At 65.4% G+C, this 18,908-nt stretch carries 17 protein-coding genes; 10 read left to right on the forward strand and 7 right to left on the reverse strand.

Annotated elements, in window-relative coordinates:
• Positions 1–34 precede the first annotated feature (34 nt).
• On the forward strand, positions 35–469 hold the full coding sequence (locus tag DCG74_RS30185) for a hypothetical protein (RefSeq protein ID WP_172785254.1): 435 nt from the start codon (positions 35–37) through the stop codon (positions 467–469).
• Positions 470–473: 4 nt separating this feature from the next.
• On the opposite strand, the gene DCG74_RS30190 is transcribed toward DCG74_RS30185, so the two are convergent.
• Together DCG74_RS30190 and DCG74_RS30195 are read right to left on the reverse strand one after the other, a co-directional pair.
• Positions 474–2,873 carry an EAL domain-containing protein gene (locus DCG74_RS30190; RefSeq protein ID WP_172785255.1) on the reverse strand — a complete coding sequence of 800 codons (2,400 nt, stop codon included), beginning with the start codon at positions 2,871–2,873 and terminating at the stop codon, positions 474–476.
• Positions 2,874–3,086: 213 nt separating this feature from the next.
• Positions 3,087–3,593: a ferritin-like domain-containing protein gene (locus tag DCG74_RS30195; protein ID WP_172785256.1), complete on the reverse strand. Its 507-nt coding sequence runs from the start codon at positions 3,591–3,593 to the stop codon at positions 3,087–3,089.
• A 428-nt stretch (positions 3,594–4,021) separates the two neighbouring features.
• On the opposite strand from DCG74_RS30195, the gene DCG74_RS30200 reads away from it, so the two are divergent.
• From DCG74_RS30200 to DCG74_RS30235, 8 genes are all read left to right on the forward strand, one after another.
• On the forward strand, positions 4,022–5,104 hold the full coding sequence (locus DCG74_RS30200) for a YbhN family protein (protein WP_172785257.1): 1,083 nt from the start codon (positions 4,022–4,024) through the stop codon (positions 5,102–5,104).
• 100 nt (positions 5,105–5,204) lie between these two features.
• The gene (locus tag DCG74_RS30205; RefSeq protein WP_172785258.1) at positions 5,205–7,154 is read left to right on the forward strand and encodes a hypothetical protein; all 1,950 of its coding nucleotides are present in this window, start codon (positions 5,205–5,207) and stop codon (positions 7,152–7,154) included.
• 469 nt (positions 7,155–7,623) lie between these two features.
• Positions 7,624–8,529 (forward strand): LysR substrate-binding domain-containing protein, encoded by a 906-nt coding sequence (locus tag DCG74_RS30210; protein ID WP_172785259.1) that lies wholly within the window; start codon positions 7,624–7,626, stop codon positions 8,527–8,529.
• Positions 8,530–8,652: 123 nt separating this feature from the next.
• Entirely contained in the window at positions 8,653–9,597 is a 945-nt protein-coding gene (gene kdgD / locus DCG74_RS30215) for a 5-dehydro-4-deoxyglucarate dehydratase (RefSeq protein ID WP_172785260.1), read from the forward strand.
• Between the two features lie 17 nt (positions 9,598–9,614).
• Entirely contained in the window at positions 9,615–10,973 is a 1,359-nt protein-coding gene (gene gudD / locus DCG74_RS30220; RefSeq protein WP_172785261.1) for a glucarate dehydratase, read from the forward strand.
• A gap of 23 nt (positions 10,974–10,996) precedes the next feature.
• Entirely contained in the window at positions 10,997–12,445 is a 1,449-nt protein-coding gene (locus tag DCG74_RS30225) for an aldehyde dehydrogenase family protein (protein WP_172785262.1), read from the forward strand.
• Between the two features lie 111 nt (positions 12,446–12,556).
• Positions 12,557–14,098, forward strand: a complete 1,542-nt coding sequence (garD, locus tag DCG74_RS30230) for a galactarate dehydratase (RefSeq protein ID WP_172785263.1) — start codon at positions 12,557–12,559, stop codon at positions 14,096–14,098.
• 188 nt (positions 14,099–14,286) lie between these two features.
• Complete coding sequence (locus DCG74_RS30235; RefSeq protein ID WP_246572062.1) at positions 14,287–14,556, forward strand: hypothetical protein; 270 nt, start codon at positions 14,287–14,289, stop codon at positions 14,554–14,556.
• Positions 14,557–14,611: 55 nt separating this feature from the next.
• Here the strand turns inward: DCG74_RS30235 and DCG74_RS30240 are convergent, their stop codons facing one another.
• From DCG74_RS30240 to DCG74_RS30250, 3 genes are all read right to left on the reverse strand, one after another.
• A complete protein-coding gene (locus DCG74_RS30240) occupies positions 14,612–14,965 on the reverse strand; it encodes a hypothetical protein (RefSeq protein WP_172785264.1) in 354 nt (117 codons plus the stop codon).
• Between the two features lie 277 nt (positions 14,966–15,242).
• Complete coding sequence (locus DCG74_RS30245) at positions 15,243–15,836, reverse strand: DUF2147 domain-containing protein (RefSeq protein WP_172785265.1); 594 nt, start codon at positions 15,834–15,836, stop codon at positions 15,243–15,245.
• Between the two features lie 206 nt (positions 15,837–16,042).
• A complete protein-coding gene (locus DCG74_RS30250) occupies positions 16,043–17,071 on the reverse strand; it encodes an NAD(P)/FAD-dependent oxidoreductase (RefSeq protein ID WP_172785266.1) in 1,029 nt (342 codons plus the stop codon).
• A gap of 182 nt (positions 17,072–17,253) precedes the next feature.
• Between DCG74_RS30250 and DCG74_RS30255 the strand changes: the two genes are divergently transcribed.
• Complete coding sequence (locus DCG74_RS30255) at positions 17,254–17,721, forward strand: thioesterase family protein (protein WP_172785267.1); 468 nt, start codon at positions 17,254–17,256, stop codon at positions 17,719–17,721.
• A 28-nt stretch (positions 17,722–17,749) separates the two neighbouring features.
• Here the strand turns inward: DCG74_RS30255 and DCG74_RS30260 are convergent, their stop codons facing one another.
• Together DCG74_RS30260 and DCG74_RS30265 are read right to left on the reverse strand one after the other, a co-directional pair.
• Positions 17,750–18,070, reverse strand: coding sequence for a 2Fe-2S iron-sulfur cluster-binding protein (locus DCG74_RS30260; RefSeq protein ID WP_008143731.1), 321 nt, complete (start codon positions 18,068–18,070; stop codon positions 17,750–17,752).
• A 165-nt stretch (positions 18,071–18,235) separates the two neighbouring features.
• Positions 18,236–18,610 (reverse strand): Hpt domain-containing protein, encoded by a 375-nt coding sequence (locus DCG74_RS30265; protein WP_172785268.1) that lies wholly within the window; start codon positions 18,608–18,610, stop codon positions 18,236–18,238.
• Between the last annotated feature and the right edge of the window lie 298 nt (positions 18,611–18,908).

Here is an 18,908-nt window from a genome sequence, read left to right on the forward strand (position 1 = left end):
GCGCGATCGCCCCCCGCCATCCTACAAGCGAGGCATGGCTGAGACGACCTTTTTTCCGCGCCGCCTGATTCTCGGCGCCGCAATGATCTCCGGTGTGTTGCTCGCGCTCGCGGTGCACATGCTGGGCGCGCGCTACGGTCTCGACCTCGGCGGCCTCTGGCGCTCCGACACGCACGAGTTCATTCCGGCGGGCGCTGCGATCGCCTGGTGGCTGATCGCCACCGTCGGATTCTCCGGCGGCTACTTCACGGCGAGCCTGATGCAGAGCGCCGTTTCCGGACAGATCCCGCAGCGGATGCGGCAATTCCTGATCGCGGTTGGCGTGCTCCTGCTTGCGGGAGCGGGTCAGGCGGCGTCGGCGCCGAGCCCGATCCCGACCGTGTCGGGCGTGCTCGCCGGGCTTGCCGCCCTGTGTCTCGGCGCCGTGATGGCGTTCTGCGGCGCACATTTCGCGCTGCGCCGAAGCTGACCTCTCAAGCCGACGCGCGCAGCCGCGGCCGTTCCAGCATGATCGCGACATCCGAGGCAGGCCGCGGCTTGCTGAACAGATAACCTTGTGCCTGGGTGCAGCCCTCGCGCCGGAGCAGTTCGAGCTGCGCGTCGTTCTCGACGCCCTCCGCCGTGGTGACGATACCGAGGCTGCGGCCGAGGCCGGTCACGGCGCGAATGATCGCCATCGAATCCTCGCGCGTCGCCAGCTCCGACACGAAGGAACGGTCGATCTTGATCTTGTCGAACGGGAAGCTGCGCAGATAGCTCAGCGACGAATAGCCGGTGCCGAAATCGTCCAGCGAGATCCGCACGCCCATGGCGCGGAGTTCGTGCAGCGTGGTCAGCGTCGCTTCGCTGTTCTGGAGCAGAACGGATTCGGTGATCTCGAGCTCGAGGCGGCGCGCACCGAGTCCCGATACGGCCAACGCCTCGGTCACCGCTGCGATCAGGTTCGGGCTCCTGAACTGCACCGGCGACAAATTGACGGCGACGTCGACATCGTCGGGCCAGGTGACCGCGTCGGCGCAGGCGGAGCGCAGCACGAATTCGCCGAGCTGAACGATGAGCCCGGTCTCCTCGGCGAGCGGGATGAAGCTGATGGGCGCGATCAGCCCGCGCTGCGGATGGTTCCAGCGCAGCAGCGCCTCGAAGGCGACGACGCGGCCGCTGGCGACCTCACGGATCGGCTGATAATAGACCTGAAACTCGTCGCGTTGCAGCGCCGCGCGCAGATCCATTTCCAGAAGGCGCCGCGCCTGCGCACGCGCATCCATGCCGGTCTCGAAGAAGCGATAAGTGCCGCGGCCATCCGCCTTGGCGCGATAGAGTGCAAGGTCCGCGTTCTTCAACAGTTCGTCCGGATTGCTGCCGTCCTGCGGCGACAGCGAGATGCCGATCGAGACGCCGATCACGATCTGATGGTCGTCGATCTGGTAAGGCGCCGAGATCACCTCGACGAGACGTCCGGCAAGCGATCGCGCGGCGATCTCCTCGGAGCGTCCGATCTGGACCACCGCGAACTCGTCGCCGCCGAGCCTCGCCACGGTGTCCTGTTCGCCGACGGTGGACTTGAGCCTGCGGCCGACCTCCTTGAGCAGCGCATCGCCGATGGGATGGCCGAGCGAGTCGTTGATGTCCTTGAAGTGATCGAGATCGAGACAAAGCACCGCGAGCTGGTCGCCCGACTTGGTCTGACGCAGTCCCTGCTCGAGCTGTTCGTGGAACAGCACCCGGTTCGGCAGGCTGGTCAGCGCGTCATGGCGCGCCATGTGCGAGATCTTGGCCTGTGCCTCCAGCCATTCGGTGATGTCCTCGAAGGTCGCGACCCAGCCGCCGCCCTGCATCGGCTGGTTGACGACCCGGATGGAGCGGCCGAACCGGTTGACGACGTCGGTCGTGGTGCGGCCCTCGCGCGCGTCGGCGACGAGGCGGGCGAAGAATTCATCGGCGTCGCCCTGCCACTGGCCTTTGGCCTGCTCTTCCCTGAGCACCTCGACCAGCAAGCGGCCGGTCAGCGGCACGTCGGTACGACGGAGCATCGCGGCATAGCGCTCGTTGAACAGGATGATCTTGCCGTCGGCGTCGAACATGCACAGCCCCTGCGACATGTTCTCCAGCGCGCTGTCCAGCACGATCTGCTGGCGGCCCAGTTCGCCCTTGGCGCGGCGGTCGAGCAGCGCGGCAACGAGCGCTATCGCGATGATCGCGACGGCGGCGCTGGCAGTGAGGAACGACAGCGAGGCCGGCGGGATCGAGAGCCCGCTGATTGCGAGCGTCGGGTCCGGCGTCAGCAGCACCGCGCCCATCGCGGTGAAATGATGGGCGACGATCGCGAGCGTCAACAGAGCAGTCGCGCTCAACGCATGCCGAATGTCGTCACCTCGCGCAGCCACGAACAGCGCCAGCGCTGCGAAGACGACGCCGAACAGCACCGAGGCGGCAACCGTGCTCCCGATCCAATCCACCCGTGCCGGCATCTCCAGCGCAGCCATGCCGGTGTAGTGCATCGCCGCGACACCCAGGCCGACAATGGCGCCGCCGACGACGATCCACACCTGGCGCGAGGACGCCACCGCGATGCTCAGGCCCACGAAGGTCAGGGAGATCGCAAACATCAGCGAGAGAATTGTCACCGGGATGTTGTAGGCGCCGGCGCTCCCCGGGCCGTAGGCGAGCATCGCGATGAAATGCGTCGCCCAGATGCCGCAGCCGCTGACGGCCGCATCCAGGGCGATCCAGGCCAGACGCCCGGCTCCGTGCGTGGCGCGTGCGCGCTGAAACAGGCTGATCGCCGCGGCGCTGGCGAGCAGGCACACTGCGCCCCCAAGGGCGACCAGTCGCCAGTCATGTTCGTCGGTGAGACAGTAGAGAACTTGATACATTGCCAGCCCCTATCGACCCGCACTTGAGCCGACAGTGGTGGACGATCGGTAACCGGCTACAAACCTGCTCCGGAAGTGGTGAATGGAAGATGAGCGAGTTCGGTCACATTGTTGATCCTCGCGACGGCGCACCGAAGCAGCACCACGGCAGCGGGAGGCGAGCAGGCAAAAGCGCCGCGCGGACGGTCGCACGGCGCTCGTGGTTACCTATCCTCAGCTCGCCGCGCGCAGATTCACCTTGCTCTCGGCGAGGGTCGTCAACTTCTTGTCGGTCGCCTTCTCCTCCTCGAGCGTCTTGGCGAGCACCGTCGCACAATCATTGCGGCCGAGCTGCTTGGCCCAGGCGATCAGGCTGCCGTAGCGGACGATCTCGTAATGCTCTGCGGCCTGCGCAGCATTGATCAAGGCCGCATCCAGCACCGCCTTGTCGGCGACTTCGCCGGCGGTCTCGTCGGCTTCCTCGATGATGCCGTCGATGGCCGGGCAGTCGACCGCCTTCACAGCTACGCCGTGCATCTTGAAGACCTCCTCGAGCCGCGCGACGTGCTGCTTGGTTTCCTCGAGGTGCGTCAAAAAGCCCTGTTTCAGCTGCGGATCAGTGGCCTTGCTCGCCATCTTCGGCAGCGCCTTGGTGAGCTGCTGCTCGGCGTAATAGATGTCCTGGAGCTGATGCACGAACAGGTCGTTCATGGTCTTGATGTCTTTTGTGAACAGTCCCATCGTTCCGATCCTCTCGGGTCTTGGGAACACGGCGGCGCCGGCTTTGCACGAAAAGCCGCATATTCCGCCATGTTCGATTGCTGATGGAGCCTAACGACCACGCGGCATCGACGTTCCAAAAAGGCCGATACCGCTTGCGCTGGAACAATGCGGACCGCGCCAGGATTTGACACCGTGTCGGCACAGTGAAGGCGCGAATGGAGCCGGGTTTCACGACTCATATGCTTAACGCGCCTCCGATATGAACTGCGTATGACAAAGTTGCCGGCCGAACGCAGAACCTATTGTTGTCAAGGGCTGCACAAGCCGCTGATTTTGCCTTAAATGAGCTGGATCATGCCTAGCGATCGATGCCTGCCTTTGGCCGTGATCGCACCCGACCGGCCAATGCCTGGCCCGGTCGCTCTTGCCCCCCGCCGGGAGGATGAATGCACGGACTGCTGCCCGCGCTGAAACGCGGCTTCAAGAGATGGATCGGCTGGCGACGGCTCGGAGTTGCCGCGAGCATCTTCATCATCGCCTTCGCGATCACCACGCTGGTGCGGACCCTCAAGGGCATCGATACCGGGGTCATCCTGACCGCGTTGACCGAGATTCCCCGCGGCAATATCGGCCTGGCGGCGATCTGCGTCTTCTTCGCGTTCTGTACGCTGACCTTCTATGATTTTTTTGCACTGCGAACGATCGGCAAGAAGCACGTGCCCTATCGCATCGCGGCGCTCTCCAGCTTCACGTCCTATTCGATCGGCCACAACATCGGAGCCACGGTCTTCACCGGCGGCGCGATCCGTTTCCGGATCTATTCGGACTATGGGCTGAACGCGATCGACGTCGCGAAGATCTGCTTCCTGTCGGGCCTAACCTTCTGGCTCGGTAACATCTTCGTGCTTTCGATCGGCATGGCCGTCCATCCGGATGCGGCCTCGTCGATGGATCAGCTGCCCTCGTCGCTCAACCGGTTGATCGCCCTCGGCGGACTCGCATCGATCGGGGCTTATCTCGTCTGGCTCTGCATGGGCGAGAAGCGCCGCGAGCTCGGCCAGAAGGGCTGGAAGGTGGTGCTGCCCTCGGCGCCGCTGACCTTGGTGCAGATCCTGATCGGCGTCGTCGATCTCGGCTTCTGCGCCACGGCGATGTACCTCTTGATGCCGTCCAACCCGCCGATCGACTTCATGTCGCTCGCGGTCGTGTTCATCCTGGCGACCCTGATCGGCTTTGCCAGCCACGCCCCCGGCTCGATCGGCGTGTTCGATGCGGCCATGCTGGTGGCGCTGCCCCAGTTCGGCCGCGAGGAGCTTCTGGCGACGCTGCTGGTGTTCCGCATTCTCTATTTCGTGATCCCGTTCGGCCTCGCCATCTCCATCATGGGCACGCGCGAGCTCTGGATGAATGTGGTCGCGCCGTGGCAGGAGCGGCGGCGGCTGGCGGAAGCCTGCGCGCAGGCCAACCTGCCCAAGGAGGTGACGCCGATGGAGCGCGAACGCCTGCTGCGGCAGGCCAGCAAGCGCTGAGCCGCCAAGCGCACCCCAGGGAATCATCGGGCAAAGGTTGCAGGCCGGGGCGCAATCCTCTCTTATTTCCGCCTCAACTTTGCCGTTGAAGACGCGGGCCATGATCACCGTATTCCTTCGCACCCTCTCGGCAGGCGCCGTGCTGCTTGCCGGCATCCTGACTGCTTTGCCCGAGCGCGCCGCCGCGCAGGACGCCGGCGCCATGCAGATCAGCTGGGAGGTGCGTAACCGCTTCCGCCTGTTCCGTGAGGAGCGCGACTTCCTGCTTCATGTCGAGAACGCGCGTAACCGCAGCATTCTGGCCGCCGAGCAGTCCCTGGAGCTCCAGAGCGAGGGGCGCGGCTGGGCTCGCAACATGGTCAACCGGCTCTGCATCGACCTGCAGGGCCGGGTCAACCAGCCCTGCACCCGCGACAACGTCAAAGAGAACTACATCACGCCGATCGACCATCCGGTCACGGTGCGCCTGACCGGCGCGGTGCCGGTCGGCGCCACCTGCGCCTGGTCGTTCGATGACGGCGACGGCCCGCAGGCCTCGACCTTCGACTGCGCCGAGCCGATCAATTTGCGCGTCCGCTACGGCAAGCAGACGGTTGCGACCGTCGATGTCTCCGCCGGCTCCGATCCGACCCAGCGGGTCCAGACCGAGATCCAGGTGCGCGACATCTTCATCGCAGGTCTAGGCGACAGCATCGCCTCCGGCGAAGGCAATCCGGACCGGCCGCTGGCGCTGTCGGACGAAGGCTTTTGCTTCCGCTCCTATCTCGGCACCGCGGGTGCGCAGTACTATCGTCCGAGCCGCCACGGCTTCAAAGGCGGCCGCGCCTGCGAGGCGCCCGATACGCTCGCCAATTGGCAACGCTACAGCGCGCTCTGGTTCAATGCGCCCTGTCATCGCTCGCTCTACAGCTACCAGGCCCGCACCGCGCTGGCGCTCGCAGTGCGCTACACCCACATCGCCGTGACCTTCCTGCCGCTTGCCTGCACCGGCGCCAGCATCGGCGACGGGCTGCTCGGCTCCCAGCGCGCCCGCGAATGCCCGCCCGGCAAGACCGGCGTCTGCAACACCAGCGTGAACGCGCAAGTCGCCGAGCTGCGGGAAGCCGTCACCGCGGCGAAGAAGCGCCAGCCCGAGCGCACGCTCGACCTCGTGCTGCTCTCGGTCGGCGCCAACGACGTCTATTTCTCCGGTCTCGTCGCCGACGTCATCGTCGACACCGCGACCGAGCGCGCGCTGTTCCGCCGCTCCGGCGTGATGGCGAGCGTCGACGATTCCCGCGATGCGCTCCAGCGCGAGCTGCCGCAGAATTTCGTCAAGCTGCGCGAGGCGCTGAAGCCGCTGGTCGGCGGCGACCTCTCGCACGTGGTCTATGTCTCCTACGCCAATCCTGCGCTCGCCGAGGGCGGCGCGCCCTGCCGCGGCGGCCGAGCCGGCTTCGACATCCACCCGTCCTTCAACACCGATCCGCAGCGCCTCGCCCGCGTCTCCGCCTTCGTCGACACCGAATTCCTGCCGCAGCTGAAAGGGCTCGCCACCTGCACCCGCGGTGCGCTGTGCCGCGATCCCGAAGCTGACCGCATGACCTTCGTCGACGCGCACCAGGCCGCATTCGCCGAGCACGGCTTCTGCGCCCGTTCCACCAACGATCCCGAATTCGACCGCAGCTGCTTTGCCGAGAACGGCCAGAGCTTCAATCCCGATATCGTCAGCGCGGCGAGCCAGCCGATGCTGTGCGGCCGCGGCGCCTCGGAGTACCGCGCCTACCTGCCCCGCGCGCGCTGGGTCCGCGACGCCAACGACAGCTATTTCGCCGCGATGACCTACCCGCAGGGCCTGCCGGCGGCGAGCCAGCCGACCGACATCCACGACGCGACCTGGGGCGTGCTCTCCGCCGTCTACGGCGGAGCGGTGCATCCGAGCGCCGAGGGTCACGCCGCGATGGCCGATGCGGCGCTGCCGGCGGCGAGCGCCGCGCTCGGGCTCGATGCGGTGCCGCCGAACGTGACGCGCGGACTATTGCCGCAGCTGCTGCCGAGCGCACAGCAGTAGCGCGCCCAAGCGCCGCAGCTGCCGCTTCACCCGTCATTGCGAGCGCAGCGAAGCAATCCAGAGTCGCTCCGCGGCAGGACTCTGGATTGCTTCGTCGCAAGGGCTCCTCGCGATGACGAGCCCGTGACGCGCATTCTCGCCGCCTCACGGTCGTTCCCCTTACCTGCCGTTCCATCAATCCAAAAACGGCATCGATCGATGCCGCCTTGAACTTGGACACTTCGCCGCGCGCGCCTCTAGGACTCGTGTCGGGGAAAACGGGCCGAGACTTAAGGGAAGCGCGTGATGAGCGCAGTGGTGTCCGCAGCGGACGTGAGGCGGTCTCGCATCAGGCTGTTCCTCCTGAGGGCTCCCATGGGAGCTTGACCAGGCAACTCAACGGCGGCCCACAAAGCCGCCGTCTTTGTTTTGGGGGTGATCGATGCTAGAAGTGCCGGGGAAACGCCTTATCCATCTAAGGCATGTATCGATGTTCGACCTCAACCAGCTCCGCTGTTTCGTCACGGTGGCGGAGGAATTGCATTTCGGCCGCGCCGCCGCACGGTTGAACATGACCCAGCCGCCGCTGTCCCGGCAGATCCAGGTGCTCGAGCACATCATCGATGCGCCGCTGCTGGAGCGCACCAGCCGTTCGGTGCGCCTGACGCCCGCGGGGCGCAGCTTCCTGCCGGAGGCGCGGCGCATCCTCAAGCTTGCCGAGAGCGCCTCGCAGGTCGCCCGTCGTATCGCGCTCGGCAAGACCGGCTCGCTCAAGATCGGCTTCACCGCGGCCGCGGCCTATGGCTTCCTGCCCGAGCTCGTCGCCGCATGCCGTGCCAAGCTGCCCGAGGTGGACTTCTCGCTGAAGGAGATGGTGTCGGGCGACCAGTTCGAGGCGCTGACCTCGGGCCAGATCGACGCCGGCCTGCTGCGGCCGCCGATCGCGCGGCCCGAACTTGCCAGCCGCCGCGTCGTCGCCGAGCCGCTGCTCGCCGCGATTCCGAAAAAACATCCGCTGGCGAATGCCGACGGCATCACCATCAAGGATTTCGACGACCAGCCCTTCGTGATGTACTCGCCCTATGAGAGCCGTTACTTCCACGATCTGCTGGTGGCGCTGTTCACCCGCGCCGACGTGCTGCCGCGCTACGTCCAGCATCTCAGCCAGATCCACTCCATCCTCGCGATGGTGCGCGCCGGCCTCGGCCTTGCCATCGTACCGGCGGCGGCGGCGAACCTGAAGATCTCCGACGTGCGGCTGCGGCCGCTGAAACTGCGCACCCGTGTGCCCGTCGAGCTGTTCATGGTGTGGCGGCGCGAGGACGAGAACCCGCTGCTGTCGGCGCTGGTCAAGATCGCCGGCGAATTGTCCTCCGCGGAGCCGGCCGAGGATTGATGCTCAATCCGCATCGGTCGATATAGGCTTTGGCTTGGACGCGCATCGAACGGTCTCCTAAACCACGGCGCATGGACGCGCGGCCTCTGCTTGCGTCCTCCGCAACACGACAAGGGAGCGCCCATGAGCAAGATGACCCCGCAGGAAATGGCCCAGAAGATCGGATCGGGCCTCCTGTCCTTCCCCGTCACGCCGTTCAGGGCGGACCATTCCTTCGACGAGGCGACCTACCGCGCCAACATGGACTGGCTGTGCGGTTATGACGTAGCAGGTCTCTTCGCCGCAGGCGGCACCGGCGAGTTCTTCTCGCTGACGCCATCAGAGGTTCCGCAGGTCGTGAAGGTCGCCGTCGACGAGACCAAGGGCCGCGTGCCCGTGCTCGCCGGCACCGGTTACGGCACCGCGATCGCCCGCGAGATCGCCATCGGTGCGGAAAAGGCCGGCGCCGACGGCCTCTTGCTGCTGCCGCCCTACCTCACCCATTCCGAACAGGAAGGCCTTGCCGCCCATGTCGAGGCGGTCTGCGCCGCCGTGAAGATCGGCGTGATCGTCTACAACCGCGACAACGCGATCCTGCAGCCCGACACGCTCGCACGCCTTGCCGAGCGCTGCCCGAACCTCGTCGGCTACAAGGACGGCATCGGCGACATCGAGCTGATGACCCGCGTCTACACCAAGCTCGGCGACCGCCTCACCTATGTTGGCGGCCTGCCGACCGCCGAGACCTTCGCGCTGCCCTATCTCGACGTGGGCGTGACGACCTATTCCTCGGCCGTGTTCAACTTCGTGCCGGAATTCGCCACCAACTTCTACGCCGCGGTGCGCAAGCGCGACCACGCCACGATCCAGGCCGGCCTGAAGGATTTCATCCTGCCGCTGATCGCGATCCGCAACCGCAAGAAGGGTTACGCGGTCTCGATCATCAAGGCCGGCATGAAGGTGATCGGCCGCGATTCCGGCCCGGTCCGTCCGCCGCTGACCGATCTCACCGAGCAGGAGATGGCGGAGCTGACCGCGCTGGTGCAGAAGCTGCCCGCCGCACGATCGTCACAACAGGCTGCAGAATAGACAACGAGGAGCGTGCGATGGCCCAGACTGAGATTTCCGGCGCGTCAGTCGCCGGTGCACCTGTGGTCACGGCAATGCAGGTGATCCCGGTCGCGGGCCGCGACAGCATGCTTCTCAACCTGAGCGGCGCGCATGCACCGTTCTTCACCCGCAACATCGTCATCCTCACCGACAATGCCGGTCGCACCGGCGTCGGCGAGGTGCCGGGCGGGCAGAAGATCTGGCAGACCCTGCAGGACGCGCGCGACCTCGTGATCGGCAAGACGGTCGGCGCGATGAACAACATCCTCGCCGACGTCCGCACCGCCTTCGCCGATCGCGACGCCGGCGGCCGCGGCAAGCAGACCTTCGACCTCCGCGTCATGATCCACGCGGTCACCGCGATCGAATCCGCGCTGCTCGACCTGCTCGGCCAGCATCTCGGACTGCCCGTCGCCGCGCTGCTCGGCGAAGGCCAGCAGCGGAGCAGCGTCGAGACGCTCGGCTATCTCTTCTTCGTCGGCGATCGCCGCAGGTCGAAGCTCGACTATGTCACCGGCGAGACCGGCAAGGCGGACTGGTTCAACCTCCGCCACCAGGAGGCGATGACGCCCGAGACCGTGGTGCGGCTGGCGGAGGCCACCCACGATCATTACGGTTTCGCCGACTTCAAGCTCAAGGGCGGCGTGCTGCGCGGCGAGCAGGAGATCGAGGCCGTCACGGCCATCGCAAAACGTTTCCCGAACGCACGCGTGACGCTCGACCCCAACGGCGCCTGGTCGCTCGATGAGGCGATAAGCCTCTGCAAGAACATGCACGGCATCCTCGCCTACGCCGAAGACCCCTGCGGCGCCGAGGCCGGCTTCTCCGGCCGCGAGATCATGGCCGAGTTCCGCCGCGCAACGGGCCTTCCGACCGCCACCAACATGATCGCCACCGACTGGCGGCAGCTCTCCCATGCGCTGCGGCTCGGGGCGGTGGACATCCCGCTGGCCGATCCCCATTTCTGGACCATGCAAGGCTCGGTGCGCGTGGCCCAGACCTGCCGTGACAACGGCCTGACCTGGGGCTCGCACTCCAACAATCATTTCGACATTTCGCTCGCCATGTTCACCCATGTCGGCGCCGCCGCTCCAGGGAAGGTCACCGCGATCGACACCCACTGGATCTGGCAGGACGGCCAGGCCCTGACCAAAGAGCCGCTCCAGATCAAGGGCGGCAAGATCGCCGTCCCGGACCGCCCGGGCCTCGGCATCGAGATCGACCGCACCGCCATCGAGGCCGCGCACGAGCTCTACAAGAAGCATGGACTCGGCGGCCGGGATGACGCTATGGCCATGCAGGACCTGATCCCCGGCTGGACGTTTGACGACAAGCGTCCCTGTCTCGTCCGTTAAAAGCGTTCCCCTGGAGGAAAAAGATGACAGCAATCCTGAAGAACTTCATCGGCGGCGAATGGGTCGACGGCTCCGGCATCACCAGGAACATCAACCCCTCCAACACCAATGATCTCGTCGGCGAATACGCCAAGGCCGACAAGGCGCAGACCGAGAAGGCCATCGCCGCCGCGAAGGCCGCCTTCCCCGCCTGGTCGCAGTCGACCCCGCAGGCGCGCTTCGACGCGCTGAACAAGATTTCGCTCGAGATCCTCGCCCGTAAGGAAGAGCTCGGCCGCCTGCTCGCGCGCGAGGAAGGCAAGACCCTGCCTGAAGGCATCGGCGAGGTCGCCCGTGCCGGCCAGATCTTCGCGTTCTTCGCCGGTGAAGCGCTGCGCCTGATCGGCGAGAAGGGCGCTTCGGTGCGTCCCGGCCTCGACGTCGAGCTCACCCGTGAGCCGGTCGGCGTCATCGGCATGATCACGCCCTGGAATTTCCCGATCGCGATCCCCGCCTGGAAGATCGCGCCGGCGCTCTGCTACGGCAACACCGTCGTGTTCAAGCCGGCCGAGCTGGTGCCCGGCTCGGGGCACGCGCTGTCCGAGATCATCACCCGCTCCGGCATTCCCGCGGGCGTGTTCAATCTCGTCGTCGGCTCCGGCTCGGTGGTCGGCCAGACCCTGCTCGAGCATCCTGACGTCGCCGCGATCTCCTTCACCGGTTCGGTGCAGACGGGACGCAAGATCGCGCAGGCCTGCGTGCTCTCGAACCCCATGAAGAAGTTCCAGCTCGAGATGGGCGGCAAGAACCCGTTGGTCGTGCTCGATGACGCCGACCTCAAGACCGCCGTCGAGGTCGCCGTCAACGGCGCCTATTTCTCCACCGGCCAGCGCTGTACCGCGTCCTCGCGCCTGATCGTCACCGAAGGCATCCACGACCGCTTCGTCGCCGCCATGGCCGAGCGCCTGAACAGCCTGTCGGTGGACGATGCGCTCAAGGCCGGCGTGCATATCGGCCCCGTCGTCGACCAGAACCAGCTCGACCAGGACCTCCGCTACATCAAGATCGGCCAGGACGAAGGCGCCAAGCTCGCTTTCGGCGGCGAGCTGCTGAAGCGCGAGAATCCCGGCCACTACCTGCAGCCGGCGCTGTTCACCGAGGCCAACAACAACATGCGCATCGCGCGTGAGGAGATTTTTGGCCCGGTCGCCGCCGTCATTCGTGCCAAGAACTACGAGGAGGCGCTTGCCATCTCCAACGATACCGAGTTCGGCCTCGCCTCCGGCATCTGCACCACCAGCCTGAAATACGCCTCGCACTACAAGCGCAACAGCGAGTCCGGCATGGTGATGGTCAATCTGCCGACCGCCGGCGTCGACTATCACGTGCCGTTCGGCGGCCGGAAGGGCTCGAGCTACGGCGCCCGAGAGCAGGGCTCCTACGCACGCGAGTTCTACACCACGGTGAAGACGGCTTATACGTATCCGGGTTGAGATATCGTAGGGTGGGCAAAGCGAAGCGTGCCCACCGCTTACGTTCGGCAAAGATGGTGGGCACGGCGCGTTGCGCCTTTGCCCACCCTACGACTTCTGAGGCAAGCGCAGATGGACCAGGACGTCGCAGCGAAAGAGCAACCCCGCTACATCAAGCTCAACGAGCGCGACAATGTCGCGATCGTGGTCAATGATTTCGGGCTCCCCGCCGGCTCGCGCTTCGCCAGCGGCCTGACGCTCCGCGCCTTCGTGCCGCAGGGACACAAGACCGCGCTGGTCGACATCGCCGAAGGTGAACCCATCATCCGTTATGGCGAGATCATCGGCTACGCGCTGTCGCCGATCGTGGCCGGTGATTGGGTGGACGAGGCGCGCATCCGCATGCCGGAGGCCCCTGCCCTCGACAAGCTCGAGATCTCCACCGCCGTCCCCGCACCGCTGCCGCCGCTCGAAGGCTTCACCTTCGAGGGCTACCGCAATCCGGACGGCTCGGTCGGCACGAAAAATATTTTGGGCATCTCCTCCTCCGTGCAATGCGTCAAGGGCACGATGGAATATGCGGTGAAGCGCATCCGCGCCGAGCTGCTGCCGAAATATCCCAACGTCGATGACGTCGTGCCGCTGACGCATGCCTATGGCTGCGGCGTCGCCATCACCGCGCCCGACGCTGTCGTGCCGATCCGCACCCTGCAGAACCTCGCGCTCAACCCCAATTTCGGCGGCGAGATCTTGGTGGTCGGCCTCGGCTGCGAGAAGCTGGCGCCTGAGCGGCTGGTGCCCGAAGGCGTGAGCGATGCCATCGTCCGCATGCAGGACGAAGCCTTCGATGGCTTCGGCGCCATCGTCGATGCGATCATGACCCAGGCGGAAGCGCGGCTGAAGGTTCTCAACACCCGCAAGCGCGAGACCTGCCCCGCCTCCGACCTCGTCATCGGGCTGCAATGCGGCGGCAGCGATGCCTTCTCCGGCGTCACCGCCAACCCCGCCGTCGGCTTCGCCGCAGACCTGCTGGTCCGCGCCGGCGCCACCGTGATGTTCTCGGAAGTCACCGAGGTGCGCGACGCCATCCAGCTGCTCACGCGACGCGCCATCAACGAGGACGTCGGCCGCGCACTGGTGCGCGAGATGGCCTGGTACGATTCTTATCTTGCCCGCGGCGGCGCCGACCGCAGCGCCAACACCACGCCCGGCAACAAGAAGGGCGGCCTTGCCAACATCGTCGAGAAGTCGCTGGGCTCGATCGTCAAGTCCGGCTCGAGCGCGATCGCCGGCGTGCTCTCGCCCGGCGAGAAGGCAACGCAGAAGGGCATGCTGTTCGCGGCGACGCCCGCAAGCGACTTCATCTGCGGCACGCTGCAGCTCGCCTCCGGCATGACGCTGCAAGTCTTCACCACCGGCCGCGGCACGCCCTACGGCCTTGCGGCAGCGCCGGTGATCAAGGTCGCGACGCGCAGCGAGCTCGCACGGCGCTGGAAGGACCTGATCGATTTCGACGCCGGCAAGATCGCAACCGGCGAGAAGACCATCGAGGAGACCGGCTGGGACCTTTTCCGCCTGATCCTCGACGTCGCCTCTGGCCGCACCAAGCCGTGGTCGGATCGCTGGGGCATCCACAACGACCTTACACTGTTCAATCCCGCGCCGGTGACCTGAGACCGCAAGCGCCTTTCGCGAAACCGTCCGGAAATATTGGCGCGGAAAACTTCTTCCGCGTTTCGTCCCTTCGCATCAAGCAATCAATATCTGCGCCGAAGGCAACGGGATTGTTCGCGCACGAGCGAACCTGTCGCGGCACCGCGGCGACCAAACCTCCGATTGACATTTTCCACGGAGATTTTCCAATGCGCGTTCTCTCGATGATTGCCGTTGCCGGCGCCATGATTGCGAGCTCGGCCGCCGCGTTCGCCAGCGAGCTTCCCTCTTACGAAGTGACGTCGTTTCCGATCACGGCGACGCAGGTGCAGGTGCTCGGCGGCGCCGGCGTCGAGGAGCAGTCTGCAAGCCCTGCGATGACCGTCGCCGGCATGCCGGCCTCGCCGGTGCAGGTCTCCGTGCTGTCGCCCCGGATCAAGCAGCTCGCGAGCGCGGGTTCGAACAAACAGGCGCACTAAGCTCGCCTTTGTCATTCCGGGTTCGGCGCCGCGCGCCGACCGGAATGACGCGCGTCTACGTCATGCTGCCCGGCATGAAGCAGCGCACGCGCGGATGGCCGTCGACATAGTGCTTCCACACCATGGTGCGGCCGATCTTGTTCGGCACGGTGATCAGGGCGCCGTCGGGCACCACGACCCACTCCTCGTCGATGCGCACGCGGTAGCGGCCGCGATCGGACTCCCAATCGACATCGGCAATGACATAGCCGTCGGCATCCGAGCAGCATTGCCCGAATTCGCTATGCAGACTCTCGAACCAGGGCTTTAAGGGCGAGTTGGCGAAGCGGCCGTCGTCGCGCGCCAACGCCGAATGCGTCAGTACCGTCAGCCCCAGCAGCACGGCGGCACACTGTCTTGCAGGTCTCATGTGGTCTCCGCGATCGAAGTGATCACCGCGGGGCAAACGCTGCCGTCCGCCCTCCGCATGGTGCGCGGGCGTGGAGACGGCGACTCGCTCCCCCAGCAGCTTTGCCAACAGCTATGCAAATCCAGCGCCAGCGCGCATTCCGGGGAACTACTGGCAAGGTTCCGAGGCGCATTCGCCCTTCGGCGAAGGTGGTCGCACAGGCTGGAGATCCGGTGGCGGGGAAGGCCCCTACGCCAGGGCGAGAGCTATTGAGGCCGCGCAGTGCCGGCCTGCGCCCTTATTGCTTCGCCGGCGCCATTGTGGCACCGCCCTTCTTCGCCGCGGGCGCGGGTTGCTTCGCGGCTGCGGCCTGCGCCGGCAAGTATTTTGCGACGATGGCAGGATCGACCTGCGCGATGTAGGCATCCGGCAGGCGCGTCCAGGTCTCGTCCTTGCCGAGCAGCGCGATGCCGAGATAGCCGCGCAGCGTCAGGGTCTGGCCGTCGGGGCTGACCCGCATGTTGGCCTTCCAGATCTGGCCGTCGCGCGGATTGAGCACGTTGCCGCCCTCGTACTTCAACCCTTCGCGCTTCATGTTGCGGACGAAGGAGATGCCGAGCACCGGCGCGTTCTTGCGATCGTCGGTGCACTTGGAGCAGACCTCGTTCGGATCGTCGGTCGGCCGCGGGAAGGTCTTGGCGATCACGCCTTCGAACACGCCATTGCGATCAATGAAGAGAAACCATCCGACCGTCTTGCCGTCTTCGACCTTCTGCCAGAGGCCCGCCGCCGTGGGCTCGGCGGTCTGCGCCGCGCACGGCCTCACCATCGCGAGTGACAATGCGAGCGCGAGGAAGGAGAGCAGCCGAGAGCTGGAAACGAGAGTCCGCATTATCATCACCTTGCTGAGCCAATCACCTTGCTGAGCCAAGACTTCGTTGAGCCAAGACTTCGTTGGGCCAAGACCTTGCTAAGCCAACACTTTGCTAAGCCAAAAACCTGGCCAAGCCCACGACCGAGATGGCCGCAGACTACGGCGATTTCGCGAACGGTTCCAGCACCAGAAACATGGGGCATCGCCGCCCCGGAACGCTTCCGTCAGTTGACACCGAGCTTCTTTTGCAGGCTGGAGGACGAGGTCGTGTACTGGAACACGAGCCGCTTCTCCGGATAGACATAACGATGGGCTTTTTGCGACATCAGCGCGCCCTCGTGGAAGCCGCACAGGATCAACTTGATCTTGCCGGGATAGGTGTTGATGTCGCCGATCGCGAAGATGCCTGATACGTTGGTCTCGAACGCGGATGTCTCGACCGGCACCAGATTGTTCTCCAGCGCAATGCCCCAGTTCGCGACCGGGCCGAGCTTCATGGTCAGCCCGAAGAACGGCAGCATGGTGTCGCAGGCGATTTCGGTGATGCTGTTGTCGTTGCCCTTGACGGTCGCGCCGGCGAGCTTGCCGTCGGCGCCGGAGAGCGCGGTGACCTGGCCGAGCCGCAGATCCATCTTGCCGCCGGCAACCAGCGCGCGCATCTGCTCGACGCTGTGGGGCGCTGCGCGAAACTCGTCGCGCCGATGCAGCAGCGTGATGCGCTTCGCAATCGGATGCAGATTGAGCGTCCAGTCGAGCGCGGAATCGCCGCCGCCGACGATCAGCACGTTCTTGTCGCGGAACGTCTCCATCTTGCGCACCGCGTAGTGCACCGAAGTACCTTCATAGGCCTCGATGCCCGGCACCGGCGGACGCTTGGGCTGGAACGAGCCGCCGCCAGCCGCGATCACCACCACCTTGCATTCGAACACCTTGCCGGCATCCGTGGTACAGCGAAACAAGGGATCGCCGATCTTCTCCACGGTCTCGATCATCTCGCCGAGATGGAAGGTCGGATGAAACGGCTTGATCTGCTCCATCAGCGCGTCGGTCAGCCCCTGCCCCGACACATGCGGAATGCCGGGAATGTCGTAGATCGGCTTTTCCGGATAGAGCTCGGCACACTGGCCGCCGACCTTGTCGAGGATGTCGACGAAGTGCGCCCTCATGTCGAGAAGGCCGAGCTCGAAGGCGGCGAACAGACCGCACGGGCCGGCGCCAATAATCAGCACATCGGTTTTGATCACGTCGCTCATGTCGTCTCTTTATCGGTCGTTATCGGTTGGACGGCGCCCGTTGGGCAGAGGTGACCCTGCCTGTCTAGCCAACGGGGATGGAACAGGGAAGGCATAAAAGCGGGTTCGCCCCGCAGCCGCGCCCACTTGCCGAGCCAGAATAACTGGGCTGTAACGAGCATGGATATGACGGAGATCAACCGGTGAACGCACCAGCCCGCCTCGACACGACCCCGCACCTCGAGGACTTTCCGTTTCGCCTCAGCGACAACGTCCGGTTCGGCGACTTGGACCCGAACCAGCACGTCAACAACGCGGTCTACGCCACTTATTTCGAGACCGGCCGTGTCACGCTGATGAAGCTTCCCGAATACGGGCTGACCCCGCCGGGCCTGGCCTGGATCATGGTGCGGCTCGACATGCACTTTCGCGCCGAGCTGCACTGGCCGAGCACGATCGAGCTTGGCCTCGGCGTGGTCAAGCTCGGGCGAACGTCGGTGACATTCGAGCAGGTCGTGTTCTCGAACGGCACGTGCATTGCGTCGGCGACGTCGGTCGGCGTCCTGCTCGACGAGGCCACGCGGCGACCCGCGCCGCTGACCGCAGAGGTGATCGAGAAGCTCAGACCCTGGCACAAGCGCGGCATCGAGGTCGCGCCGCCGAGCATCTAGTCTACTTGGTTAGCCTGCTTGGAGACGATCAGGCCTGGCGCTCGGGCGTCGCCACGACGAGACCGTCGAGCTCGTCGGAGACCTTGATCTGGCAAGACAGGCGCGAATTCGGGCGCACGTCGAAACCGAAGTCGAGCATGTCCTCTTCCATCGGCGTCGGGCTGCCGACCTTCTCGCGCCAGGCTTCGTCGACATAGACATGGCAGGTCGCGCAGGCGCAGGCGCCGCCGCATTCGGCCTCGATGCCGGGAATGCTGTTGCGGATCGCAGCTTCCATCACGGTTGCGCCGTTCTCGATTTCCACCGTGCGGGTTTCGCCCTTGTGGTCGACAAAGTGAATCTTGGCCATGTGTGCTCGTGCTGCCGCGGTGCTTTGAATGAAGGAGGGTCCCGGCTGTCCTATAACGGGTCGATCAGCCCGGCGCCATAGCGTTTTGTTGCGAATTGAATCCCGCTTTGCGGGAAGAAAACGCGTCAAAACAAGCGACTAGAGCCCGGCTGCGGCCGTATCGGCTCAACGCTTCAGCATCGCCGCGATGGCGGCGCGAGCCTCGGCCACCGCCTCTTTCAGCGCGGCCAAGGCATGGGGCCGGCCATGGCCGGTCCGGATCGCAGTCTCCAGGCTGGCTGCGGCATCGGCCACTGCAAAGGCGCCGATCCCGCGCGCCGAGCCCTTGAGCTTGTGCGCGAGCGCGCCGGTCTCGGCCGGCAACGCTGTCATCGCCGCGAGCAGACGGGCCGCCTGCTCCGCGAACATGGCCAGCACTTCCTGCTCCAGCTCGGCATCGCCGAGCGTCATCCGGGAGAGGTGATCGAGGTCGAGCGGGCTGTCGATCGGCGCAAGCGGGGGCGAGGGCATCCAGTCCATCCGTTGCAGTTCAGGCGTCATGGCGCAGGCCCCGGCATCGCGCGACGGCCGCCGGTCCGGCGGTCAGGTTCCCCTCACCCAAGCATGGAAATGGTTAACGAAATGTTTGGGGAAATTGACGCAGATCCGCCGGTTTATTGACGAAAAGTTGCCGCAATCCGCCGAGTTCAGTGGAGAATTGCATTGATTGCTAAGGCGTTACGGCCCGATCCTGTTAACGATGATTAAGAATGTCTTAATCGCGGGCATTTCATTCGCGACGCTCTGCCAATAGGATGTTGCAGAAATTGGCGGACAAGCCGTTCGGGTGGGGACGGCT

The sequence above is a fragment of the Bradyrhizobium sp. WBAH42 genome (genome assembly GCF_024585265.1).
In the GTDB taxonomy this organism is placed as follows: Bacteria; Pseudomonadota; Alphaproteobacteria; order Rhizobiales; family Xanthobacteraceae; genus Bradyrhizobium.

Bases quoted from the DNA above. Each gene is read 5' to 3' on its own strand.
- DCG74_RS30185 (WP_172785254.1), top strand. From the start codon at position 35: ATGGCTGAGACGACCTTTTTTCCGCGCCGCCTGATTCTCGGCGCCGCA.
- DCG74_RS30190 (WP_172785255.1), bottom strand. From the start codon at position 2,873: ATGTATCAAGTTCTCTACTGTCTCACCGACGAACATGACTGGCGACTG.
- DCG74_RS30195 (WP_172785256.1), bottom strand. From the start codon at position 3,593: ATGGGACTGTTCACAAAAGACATCAAGACCATGAACGACCTGTTCGTG.
- DCG74_RS30200 (WP_172785257.1), top strand. From the start codon at position 4,022: ATGCACGGACTGCTGCCCGCGCTGAAACGCGGCTTCAAGAGATGGATC.
- DCG74_RS30205 (WP_172785258.1), top strand. From the start codon at position 5,205: ATGATCACCGTATTCCTTCGCACCCTCTCGGCAGGCGCCGTGCTGCTT.
- DCG74_RS30210 (WP_172785259.1), top strand. From the start codon at position 7,624: ATGTTCGACCTCAACCAGCTCCGCTGTTTCGTCACGGTGGCGGAGGAA.
- kdgD (WP_172785260.1), top strand. From the start codon at position 8,653: ATGAGCAAGATGACCCCGCAGGAAATGGCCCAGAAGATCGGATCGGGC.
- gudD (WP_172785261.1), top strand. From the start codon at position 9,615: ATGGCCCAGACTGAGATTTCCGGCGCGTCAGTCGCCGGTGCACCTGTG.
- DCG74_RS30225 (WP_172785262.1), top strand. From the start codon at position 10,997: ATGACAGCAATCCTGAAGAACTTCATCGGCGGCGAATGGGTCGACGGC.
- garD (WP_172785263.1), top strand. From the start codon at position 12,557: ATGGACCAGGACGTCGCAGCGAAAGAGCAACCCCGCTACATCAAGCTC.
- DCG74_RS30235 (WP_246572062.1), top strand. From the start codon at position 14,287: ATGCGCGTTCTCTCGATGATTGCCGTTGCCGGCGCCATGATTGCGAGC.
- DCG74_RS30240 (WP_172785264.1), bottom strand. From the start codon at position 14,965: ATGAGACCTGCAAGACAGTGTGCCGCCGTGCTGCTGGGGCTGACGGTA.
- DCG74_RS30245 (WP_172785265.1), bottom strand. From the start codon at position 15,836: ATGCGGACTCTCGTTTCCAGCTCTCGGCTGCTCTCCTTCCTCGCGCTC.
- DCG74_RS30250 (WP_172785266.1), bottom strand. From the start codon at position 17,071: ATGAGCGACGTGATCAAAACCGATGTGCTGATTATTGGCGCCGGCCCG.
- DCG74_RS30260 (WP_008143731.1), bottom strand. From the start codon at position 18,070: ATGGCCAAGATTCACTTTGTCGACCACAAGGGCGAAACCCGCACGGTG.
- DCG74_RS30265 (WP_172785268.1), bottom strand. From the start codon at position 18,610: ATGACGCCTGAACTGCAACGGATGGACTGGATGCCCTCGCCCCCGCTT.